This is a genomic window from Microcystis sp. M144S2, assembly GCF_020246065.1.
GTDB lineage: Bacteria > Cyanobacteriota > Cyanobacteriia > Cyanobacteriales > Microcystaceae > Microcystis > Microcystis ichthyoblabe_A.
The window spans coordinates 1-9038 of sequence record NZ_JADBTR010000127.1 but is presented as its reverse complement, the minus strand read 5'-3'; the positions used below and the strand labels follow the sequence as shown (position 1 = coordinate 9038).

The following is a 9038-nucleotide window of genomic DNA, read 5'->3' as shown; positions in this document are numbered from 1 at the left end:
GTAGTCAGTTACCTAATTTTCAGGGAAAAAGTACCTGAATTTTACCCCCGATCCCTCCAATGGTCGGCACTTTTTGAGGTCAAAAAAGTCTAAAAGCCTTATCCAACAAGGTTTTTAGATTTATTCAGCAAGCCCTAGTTAAAACCCGATGGCTCTGGATGGGTAAGATAGGGATAGAGAATTCCCCAAATAACCATCGAGATAGTCGATCTGGCTAGGATGAAACTAGCCAGATCGAGACAGAGCTTAATTCTTGCAGCTAGGGGCATTTTAGCCCGTAATTCCGCCCCCGATTGGGGACGATGGATAATCAGGGAGGCCACCGCACCGATCGCCGTCCCTGTACCGATAATGATGAGGGTGCGTCGCCTTAAATTCCTGACTCCTAAGCTGGATAGATGCGAATACGGCGATTCGGTTCCTCTCCGAAGCTATCGGATTGGAGACGGTAATGTTCCACTAATTCGTGCTGCATTTTCCGCACTTTCGCCGAGCGCGGCAGTAACTCCACCGGTTGGCCGGTAGGGATAACGATTTGTTCCACCGCTAACCGGGCCTCCTCCAAAGCTTCGATCTCGTCATCATTACCGCTGCGGGCAAATAAACGCAGATCCGCACCTTCCTGATTCATCGGGTCATCAATGCCCAAAATCCGCTTTAAACCGCGAGAAATTTGGGGCAGGGTATTGGATTTGATGCCATGGATGGGAATTTGTCTTACTTTGGCAATTTGCCGCAATTTTGACTGATTTTTAACGTGGGAACGCAGGGCCAGCACCGCATCGGCCCCCTGTAAATCTTTGGTTAACACGATCGGCAAATCTAGGGCCTGTACTACCTGTTCGATCGGAGCGCGACTAACCCCGTAGGGATAGACATAAACCGGCCAATCTTCGCCATTAGGACCGGGGACGCGGACTTTTTCCGTTTCCGGTTCTTCCTGTAGCCAAGATTGTTCGAGGAGGCGATCGAAATCGTTTTCCCGGTTGAGAGGGCCCGCAGGGAAACGGGCCACGGGGGTCATCCGGCCATCGGCCCGCCATCCCTTGGGTTTATCCATTTCTGGCAGATAATTGCCGCGCAAAGGGGTGAGGTTTTCCGGTTTTGGTTCTTCCTGAGCGACCTGTACTTTTCCCTCCTCATCTACCCAACGGATTTGGGCAATTGCTTCCCGTCCCCGCAGCAGTTGGTCGATAGTGGTGGATACGTCCTCGTGAATCACCCAGCGCTGACGTTCCAACATTTCGATGGCAATCTCAAAGGTGGGGGGTGCTTTGCGTTCTAAAACGGTCTTCTGAGAACCCCGGCGGCGTGCTTCTTCGTCTCCGAGAGTTACTGCCTGAATTCCCCCGACTAAATCCGATAAAGTCGGGTTTTTAATTAAATTTTCTAATTGATTGCCGTGGGCGGTTCCCACTAACTGCACCCCGCGTTCGGCGATCGTGCGAGCGGCCAGAGCTTCTAATTCCGTACCGATCTCATCAATCACGATTACCTCTGGCATATGGTTTTCCACCGCTTCGATCATGACCTGATGCTGTAATTCCGGACGGGACACCTGCATCCGACGAGCGCGACCGATGGCCGGATGGGGAATATCTCCATCTCCGGCGATTTCGTTGGAGGTGTCGATAATTACTACCCGTTTGTTAAGATCGTCGGCTAAAACTCGGGCAATTTCCCGGAGAGCGGTGGTTTTCCCCACGCCCGGACGACCGAGCAGCAGCAGGGATTTTCCTGTTTCCACTAGGTCGTTAATCAGGGTGATCGTACCGAAAACGGCCCGACCGATACGACAGGTTAAACCGATAATTTCCCCGTCTCGATTGCGAATGGCACTGATGCGGTGCAGGGTGCGTTCAATCCCGGCGCGATTATCGCCGCTAAAACTGCCCACCCTGGCGATCGAATACTGGATTTCTTCTTTTGAGATCGGTTCGTCTCCCAGATCGATCGCCCCATCGGGAAAACGCGCTTCTGGTATGCGTCCCAAATCCATAACTACTTCGATTAGTTGATGCTGCCGCGGGTGTTCCTCGATTTTGCCGCGAATCCGAGCCGGTAGAATTGCCAAGAGTTTGTTTAAATCGTCGGTCACTGGCATCCGAGAGGAGGGTAGGGTTTCTGGCATTAATAGTAAAGGGTTTTGGCGATAATTGGCTGTTTTTATTTCCAGGATTTTCTTGGGGTCTAACACATTTAGGGGTTAGTTGTCAATTAAAAAAATATTATAGTTTTTTGAGCAAGGCTAGGCTTTTAATTGAGCAACCACCATAGAAGCGGCTTTAAGGGCTTCTTTGTAGGCTTGGGGGTCATTTTCAAGGTTAGGCTGGTCTAAATGCTCTAAAATTGGCAAAATCAATGAACGGGCGTAACTTCCATAGGCAATACCAGCGATTTTTTCTCTCAGTCCCAGTTGCTGTAATTTGGTCACGGTGTGGTCATTGGTTCCCCCGGCTAACTGCACAAATCCGGCTAGATTGCTGGAAAGGACTTTTTTGGCCATATTAATGGCCGGGTGGGTGGTTCCTTTGCCGATATCGCCGCTCATCGGTCGGCCGTCAGTCTGCCAAATCAGAGGACAGCTTAGGGGTGAAATAGTTTCTCGCAGATAGTGGAGGTAATCAATGATATATTCATGATCTTGGCAACTTATAGCCAAGATTTTTAAGTTTTTAGTTAGAGGTGCGATCGCTTGCCAGAGTCGAGCAAATTCCTCTCCATGACCGACTTGGGTATGAATTTCGATCGCATCGACTCCCATTTCGATAATTAAGGGGATAATTTCTGCGGGTTGACAGACACGGGATCTTGTCTCGATTATTTGCTCTGGACAAACGGGTAAGCATCGACCGCAACCATAACAGCGCTGTTCAATCACTCCCCCCCCATCAATAGCATAAGCGGGACAGATTTTTTCGCAGGGACGGGGACAATCGACCGGACAGAGTTGCGGGTTAAAGACAGCTTTACGAAAGTGGGGATCTTCCCCATCATTGAGACTGACCATTAACCAAGGCCGTTGATTGGCAGGGAATCCGGCGATTTTGGCGGCGGTTTCCATGCCTTCCTTGGCCGCAAGGATCACGGCTCGATCGGCAGCCACATCAATACAATCGGCCCCGGCGATAGTATAGGCCAAGGCGAGGTTGCGAATCGTGGGCAAATCTTGGTAACTAGCTCCACAGATGAGCTTGAACCAGTGACCCGCAACTAGGGACTGTAAGGGAGAGGGGTTTTTATCTAGCACTTTTTTATCCTATCGCGCCCAGCCCCTAAATGTCAGCCCTGTGCTGCTCTGATTCTGACTAAAGAATGATTATTAATTCTTCTTGGACGAATGCCATCGGCCTCTACATTGAACTATAAACCCAAACGCTGCTTTTGACGGGCTTTATAGGAAGCTAACAGCCAGATAGAGCCAGAAATCAAAGAAGGAGCAAGGACGAAAAAAGTGGCCATGGTCACGGGATGTTCCCGGGCCCAGACCCAATAAATCATCACGGCAAAAATCAAGCCACAGTAAGCTAGTCCTAGAAAGGGGATGCCAATGACCAAAATGGCGAATCGAGTATCTTTATCCATAAAATATCGTGATGGCAGCGAAAATTTGGCTGATGGGTTCCGCTTGTCCCTTTCTTTACTTATAATCTTCTTTCTGGGATTGCTTGGGGAAAAATAAGGTATTTTTTAGAATTAGGCGGTGATTATTGGGAGGCCTTCCTTGCCGAAAGAAAGATTAGATTTATTATTAGTAGCCAAAAATCTCTGTGATTCCCGTCAACAGGCACAGCGATTAATTCGCGCTGGAGAGGTGAAAGTCAATCATCAAATCATCGATAAACCGGCCACAGAAATCGATCCAGAAGCGGCGATCGAGGTTAAGCAGAAACTGCCCTATTTGTCAAGGGGGGGCGAAAAATTAGCCAAGGCCTTAGAATTGTTTGCCATTGATGTCAGCGATCGCATTTGTTTAGATGGAGGCATTTCCACGGGGGGATTTACCGATTGTCTCTTGCAAAAAGGGGCAAAACGGGTTTATGGGGTCGATGTGGGTTATGGACAAGTGGCCTGGAGTTTACGGCAGGATCAACGAGTTATTTTACTAGAAAGAACTAATTTTCGCTATTTAACCCCAGAAAAGTTATACGGACAGGAAAAACCCGCCGATTTAGCAGTTATGGATCTGTCCTTTATTTCTTTGACCAAAGTTTTACCGACCCTGTGGACGCTATTAAATCCACCGCGAGAAGCGATTTTATTAGTCAAACCCCAATTCGAGGTGGGACGGGAAAAAGTCGGCAAAAAAGGGGTAGTTCGCGACCCCCAAGACCAAGCAGGGGCAATTTTTCAGGTTTTACAGGCCGCAGAAGTCTTAGGATGGTTCTATCGGGGTTTAACTTGGTCTCCCATTACCGGACCTGCGGGTAACGTCGAGTATCTTCTCTGGTTATCCACCGATACCGGCCCAGTTAGTCCCAGTTTAGCCGCGATCGCAGAAATCACCCAAGCAGCGATCGAACAGTTTTAACCCCGGTGTTTTGTCAAGGAAGTGGGGTGTGGGCTTCGGCCGTGAGCTCAGCGTTCGACCGAGCTCACGCCGAGGTCCGAACGGGTGTGGGGTGTGGGCTTCGGCCGTGAGCTCAGCCGAACGGGTGTGGGGTGTGGGGAGATGTATTCTTACATACAAAAACGATGATCGGGGAGTTCAATATATCGGAAAATGGGAGGGATAACCCGAAAAATTCTTGTTAAATCATGTTAAGTCCCGTAGAGACGATTAAAATTCTCGAAAATCATCCCGATCGCACTTTTCCAACTGGTGAAGTTATTTTTGCCGATGGCACGGAGGGCGAGTTAATGTACGGTATTCTTAGCGGAGAAGTGGAGATGTATATCAAGGGACAATTGATAGAAACTCTACAAAAAGGGGAAGTATTCGGAGCAGGAGCGCTCCTGCACCCAGATAAACTGCGAGAATCCACAGCTATCGCTAAAACTGATTGTAAATTAGCCTATCTCAATCAACCGCAGTTTTTATTTGCCGTGCAGGAAACCCCCATGTTTGCGATCGAAGTGTTAAGAAGTTATTCCGATCGCTTTCGCAAGTTAAAAAAAATCTTCACCAGTGAAGCATAGAGGAGCAAAAGAAAGCCATACCCCGAAAACTATTGACCGAAAGTCTCACCGATAGTTAAACGGGAACCATTGACCAAATCCCCACCAGAACGCGGAGGTTTTCCCGATAATTGCACTTCTTTCAATAATAATAAACCCGCTCCCGTCTGCACTACTGGCCCGAAATTTTTCCAGAGAGCCACGATCGATCCCACTTCTCCGCTTAGATGAGAAAGGTCTTTTGTCTGTAATTCTGGAGGCAGTTGACTAGGATCGTCTAGGGGAATAGTGGCCATCACTTTTAGGGGTTGTCCCCGGAAAGTGGTCAGCGCATTAGGATAAAAACCCCGGACTCGATCGTGAATTGTCCGGCCCGAATCTTGCCAGGGGATTAGATAGTCGGATTTCTCAATTAAAGGGGCATAGGTGGCATCGTCGTTATTTTGAGGAATTGGGGTAATTTCCCCTTGATCGAGCTTAGAGAGGGTTTCTAGGAGCAAATCCGCCCCTATTTGCCCTAGGGTTGCTCCCACCTGTTCGGCATTGTCAAAAAGAGCGATCGGGCTGTAGGCTTTCAGTAACATCGGTCCGGTGTCCATGCCCGCATCCATTAACATGGTAGTAATGCCGGTTTCTTTTTCTCCCCTAGCGATGCACCACTGCACGGGGGCTGCTCCCCGATATTTCGGTAAAATTGAGCCATGAACGTTAATACAGCCTAATCTCGGCATCTCTAGAATTTCTGGGGAGAGAATTTGTCCGTAGGCAACCACCACAAAGGCATCCGCTCGCGATTGTCTGAGAAAATTTAAGGTTTTAGCATTTTTTTTCACACTTTTGGGCTGCAAAACCGGTATTTGCTGTTCTATGGCTATTTGTTTCACCGGTGAGGGGGTTAATTGATTACCCCTTCCCCGGCGCTTGTCCCGTTGGGTAACGACGGCAATTATTTCTATATCGGGATTGGCTAATAATTTTTTTAGGGTGGGAACGGCAAAAGTAGGGGTTCCGAAAAAAACAATACGCATGGGAAAAGGGGGGATTTTTCAGTTATCAGTGTGCAGTAACCATTAACGACTAACTATGCCAGACCATTGGATTTTTTTGGCTTTTTCCCGACGATAGGAGAAAAAATGATCTTCTTGTTGATAGGTGCAAAAAGGAGCGATCGCAATTTGTTCATCCCTAATTCCTAACTGTTGTAGTTGATGATAAATCACCCGTCGCACGTCCAAGCGAACTTTTCCTTTTTCCTCGTCAGCAAATAAGGGGGAAGGGGAGAGGTTAAATAAATTCCCCAGAATTTGGTCGGGATTGGTTTCTTGAGGAAATAAACTTAAACCCACTTCTGCGGCAACTTCTCCATCGACTTGATACACTTCCCCGGCAATTGCCGGCCCCAGGGCCAAGACTAAGTTATCTAAACAACTACCGGAGTTTAATAACTGCTTAACTGCTTTGACAACTATTCCCTTAGCTGTCCCTCTCCATCCAGAATGAATCGCCACCCCAACACCCGTAGAGCGATCGCCTATTAGTACGGGCGTACAATCAGCACTGGCCACCCAAATCCCTTGACCGGAAGCATCGGTGATAATTCCATCCGCTTCGGCCATTTCTGGGTTAGCAATCCCTTGGGGATTTAATAGGCGATCACCATGTACCTGTTTGACCCGATAAACCGGTACATTTGCACCTAAAGCGTCCGTAAAAGCTTCCGGGGTTTGGGGGTAATAATGACGGGTAAAAAAGCCGTGGGACCAATCCTCTAGGAGATTACAGGTAAGATAGGGCAATCCTTGCCATGTTTGCCATTGCCACAGAGAAGTCTCGGTTAATCGCACATCGATCGCTACATTGGTCACAGTCTAAGCCTCTCTGGCTGCAATAATACCTTATTCTCTCCTATCCTAGTTCTGAGCTTGGCTAAACGGCAACGGAAGATTATTACTTAAAACCCTTGACAAATGGCGAGACTTGCTTTATACTTTTTATATAATGGGAATCCGTGCGCAAATATATATAGGGTTTTTGGGCAAAGATAAGAGAGAAAAAAATAGCCTGAAAAATCGGGTTGGCTAGAGATAGGGGTAAAGGTATGAAGACGGAAAATTTCTCTCCCCGACAAGCATTAAACAAAGCATTATTCGAGATTCGCGACAGATTGGGGAAAGGGCAGATTTAATTTTAATGTTATGTGGGGATGAATATTATCCAAATACCTCTAATCAGGGGATTATGGCAATAATCGAGGATTTATAGTTCTCCTTTTAAGGTTTTATCTAGGATACTGGGAAACAGTGCGTCTAATTCTTGGATGGCTTTTTTTCTGAGTTGTTTCATCTCGTTGATGACGATTTCTTATTCTAAATCCCAATTTTCACTCATATTCACCCTCACCTATAAACAAATCATAAAACAAAGAAACCGAAATAATAACCGTTTGTTCTAATTCTATCATCTCCTCAAAATCCCGATCACCAGTAATCAAAAAATCCGCCTCACTAACCCTTGCTAAAGCGATAACCTTAGCATCTTTCGGATCCCTTGTAAAGTCAACATTAACATTAACTTCTATTAACTTTGTGCTATTTTCAATTAAAGTTAACCATTCTGCTTTCTTGGTATCACGTAGTTTTAACTTCTTTCGCTGTAAAACTTCTCTATACTCATCTAAAATTTCCTGTGATACTATCCAATCATAATCAGCATGACTAATAATAAAATTAATCACCTTTTCTGGTTTTCCATCAGCAACCGCCGCAGAAATAAGGATATTTGTATCAATAATAACTCTCATTCTCCTCTCCGATAAGCTTCAATTTCCGCCGCAATTTCTTCATCGGTTAACGGATTATCAGCGTGTAAAGCTTGGGTTTCTTGGCATAAACGCTTAAATTCTTCTGCTAACCTTACTTTTTCAGGATCAATCGGTTTGTCCTTATTTTGTTCCCGTTCTTTTCGATACTTCCTAATCTTTTCTTTTAATAAAGCTTTTGCGGATTCTGTCCCTTTAACATAATCGGGTAATATAATTTCATCCTCCTGTTCTTCTAATAGCTGAAACGCTTTAGAGATAACCTCTTGAGGGGTATTATATTTACCAGTTTTCAGTTGTCTTTCTAAAAACTGTTCCTGTTCAGGGGTTAACGTAATTTGTATCATAATTACCAAATAGTTTGAAGATTAGATAAAGCTTGAATATAGTAGAAACCTTAATCTGACCCTGATGCCTAACAACATTTTCTTTATCCTGATTTAAAACCCCCTTAATCTCAGCCATCAACCACCTGATTCTTGCATCCTTTTTCATAATAGCACTCAGCAACTGTTCGGGGGGCAAATGTTCAAAATCTTCCAGGAACTGGGGAAGTGGGGAAATTTTCAGAAAAACCCTTGACAAATGGCGAGACTTGCTTTAGACTTTTTAGATAATGGGAATCCGTGCGCAAATATATATATAGTTTTTGAGCAAAGATAAGAGAGAAAAAAATAGACTCCAAAACCGGGTTGAGTAGGAATAGGGATAAAGGTATGAAGACAGAAAATTTCTCTCCCCGACAAGCATTAAACAAAGCATTCCTGAGAGTCAAACCGAGTCGTAGTCAGGTAGAGAAGTTTCAAACCCACCTGACTGGAAAGTGGGTGTAGGGTGTAGGGTTTAGGGAAGGAAACCTCTTTCATCTGTGGGGGTGAAAATTTTTTCATCGGGACTGACTGGAAAGTGGGAAGTATAAACGAGACAGAATCCAAAGCTGACTGCTGATGGATATAAAATCGGCTCGATTTTTTTTCTAAAAACCCTTGACAAATGACGAGACTTGCTTTAGACTTTTTAGATAATGGGAATCTGTGCGCAAATATATATAGGGTTTTTGAGCAAAGATAAGAGAGAAAAAAATAGACCCCAAAATCGGGTT

10 protein-coding genes and 1 pseudogene are annotated in these 9038 nt (G+C 45.8%); 3 read left to right on the top strand and 8 right to left on the bottom strand.

Annotated features, from left to right (window positions below; genetic code table 11):
• Window positions 1-134: 134 nt before the first annotated feature.
• The 4 genes from IM462_RS15090 to IM462_RS15075 form a co-directional block, all read right to left on the bottom strand.
• Window positions 135-323 (bottom strand): hypothetical protein, encoded by a 189-nt coding sequence (locus IM462_RS15090; RefSeq protein ID WP_287704056.1) that lies wholly within the window; start codon window positions 321-323, stop codon window positions 135-137.
• A 62-nt stretch (window positions 324-385) separates the two neighbouring features.
• Window positions 386-2131 (bottom strand): R3H domain-containing nucleic acid-binding protein, encoded by a 1746-nt coding sequence (locus tag IM462_RS15085; protein ID WP_502845526.1) that lies wholly within the window; start codon window positions 2129-2131, stop codon window positions 386-388.
• Between the two features lie 117 nt (window positions 2132-2248).
• On the bottom strand, window positions 2249-3250 hold the full coding sequence (ldpA, locus tag IM462_RS15080; RefSeq protein ID WP_287704052.1) for a circadian clock protein LdpA: 1002 nt from the start codon (window positions 3248-3250) through the stop codon (window positions 2249-2251).
• Window positions 3251-3363: 113 nt separating this feature from the next.
• On the bottom strand, window positions 3364-3585 hold the full coding sequence (locus IM462_RS15075) for a hypothetical protein (RefSeq protein ID WP_002736250.1): 222 nt from the start codon (window positions 3583-3585) through the stop codon (window positions 3364-3366).
• 139 nt (window positions 3586-3724) lie between these two features.
• Here IM462_RS15075 and IM462_RS15070 point away from each other — a divergent pair, with 139 nt between their 5' ends.
• Together IM462_RS15070 and IM462_RS15065 are read left to right on the top strand one after the other, a co-directional pair.
• Window positions 3725-4531 carry a TlyA family RNA methyltransferase gene (locus IM462_RS15070; RefSeq protein ID WP_287704050.1) on the top strand — a complete coding sequence of 269 codons (807 nt, stop codon included), beginning with the start codon at window positions 3725-3727 and terminating at the stop codon, window positions 4529-4531.
• Window positions 4532-4758: 227 nt separating this feature from the next.
• Window positions 4759-5139, top strand: coding sequence for a cyclic nucleotide-binding domain-containing protein (locus tag IM462_RS15065; protein WP_287704048.1), 381 nt, complete (start codon window positions 4759-4761; stop codon window positions 5137-5139).
• A 29-nt stretch (window positions 5140-5168) separates the two neighbouring features.
• On the opposite strand, the gene fmt is transcribed toward IM462_RS15065, so the two are convergent.
• The 4 genes from fmt to IM462_RS15045 all read right to left on the bottom strand — a co-directional run bounded on the left by fmt (window position 5169) and on the right by IM462_RS15045 (window position 8283).
• A complete protein-coding gene (fmt, locus tag IM462_RS15060) occupies window positions 5169-6146 on the bottom strand; it encodes a methionyl-tRNA formyltransferase (protein WP_287704046.1) in 978 nt (325 codons plus the stop codon).
• A 42-nt stretch (window positions 6147-6188) separates the two neighbouring features.
• Entirely contained in the window at window positions 6189-6983 is a 795-nt protein-coding gene (gene pgeF, locus IM462_RS15055) for a peptidoglycan editing factor PgeF (protein ID WP_287704044.1), read from the bottom strand.
• Window positions 6984-7498: 515 nt separating this feature from the next.
• Entirely contained in the window at window positions 7499-7918 is a 420-nt protein-coding gene (locus IM462_RS15050) for a putative toxin-antitoxin system toxin component, PIN family (RefSeq protein ID WP_287704041.1), read from the bottom strand.
• Window positions 7915-8283: a ribbon-helix-helix domain-containing protein gene (locus IM462_RS15045; RefSeq protein ID WP_002803329.1), complete on the bottom strand. Its 369-nt coding sequence runs from the start codon at window positions 8281-8283 to the stop codon at window positions 7915-7917. Before IM462_RS15045 ends, IM462_RS15050 begins: the two co-directional genes overlap by 4 nt.
• A gap of 369 nt (window positions 8284-8652) precedes the next feature.
• On the opposite strand from IM462_RS15045, the pseudogene IM462_RS21285 reads away from it, so the two are divergent.
• A pseudogene (locus tag IM462_RS21285) lies at window positions 8653-8751 on the top strand (type II restriction endonuclease); the annotation flags it as partial.
• Window positions 8752-9038: the final 287 nt, after the last annotated feature.

Bases quoted from the DNA above. Each gene is read 5' to 3' on its own strand.
- IM462_RS15085 (WP_502845526.1), bottom strand. From the start codon at position 2,131: ATGCCAGAAACCCTACCCTCCTCTCGGATGCCAGTGACCGACGATTTA.
- IM462_RS15075 (WP_002736250.1), bottom strand. From the start codon at position 3,585: ATGGATAAAGATACTCGATTCGCCATTTTGGTCATTGGCATCCCCTTT.
- IM462_RS15065 (WP_287704048.1), top strand. From the start codon at position 4,759: ATGTTAAGTCCCGTAGAGACGATTAAAATTCTCGAAAATCATCCCGAT.
- fmt (WP_287704046.1), bottom strand. From the start codon at position 6,146: ATGCGTATTGTTTTTTTCGGAACCCCTACTTTTGCCGTTCCCACCCTA.
- IM462_RS15050 (WP_287704041.1), bottom strand. From the start codon at position 7,918: ATGAGAGTTATTATTGATACAAATATCCTTATTTCTGCGGCGGTTGCT.
- IM462_RS15045 (WP_002803329.1), bottom strand. From the start codon at position 8,283: ATGATACAAATTACGTTAACCCCTGAACAGGAACAGTTTTTAGAAAGA.